This is a genomic window from Phormidium sp. CCY1219 (assembly GCF_055795085.1).
The window spans coordinates 1-390 of the sequence record NZ_JAYFEQ010000579.1 but is presented as its reverse complement, the minus strand read 5'-3'; the positions used below and the strand labels follow the sequence as shown (position 1 = coordinate 390).

The following is a 390-nucleotide window of genomic DNA, read 5'->3' as shown; positions in this document are numbered from 1 at the left end:
TCTGGTAACAAAGAAGGCGGACGGCTGGTATGTCACGTTAACCCTTGAAGACAAAAGCGTTCCTGCTTTGCCAGTTATCGAGATACAGCCCACTGAAACCAATAGCATTGGTGTGGATGCGGGGCTCGAATACTTCATCGCTTGCTCGGATGGCACCACGAAACAGCCACCCAAGTTTTATCGCCAAGCCGAAAAGAAGTTGTCTAAGCTCCAGGCCAAGCGAGATGCGAGGGCTAAGGGTTCAAAGCCTCGCCGCAAGTTGAATGAGCGCATTGCCAAACTGCATCAACGTATTGCAAGACAGCGGAGGCAGTGGCATTTTGAAACAGCTCAAGAATTAATCGACAAGGCAGAAGTCATCTTTGTCGAGGATCTAAAAGTTTCCAATAT

Annotated in this window: 1 protein-coding gene; it reads left to right on the top strand. The window is 48.7% G+C overall.

Translation table 11 applies throughout. The features are described 5' to 3' along the window. Positions 1-390 (top strand): RNA-guided endonuclease InsQ/TnpB family protein (locus AC0QH1_RS16245; protein ID WP_324632255.1); only part of this gene is annotated, 390 nt, incomplete at both ends.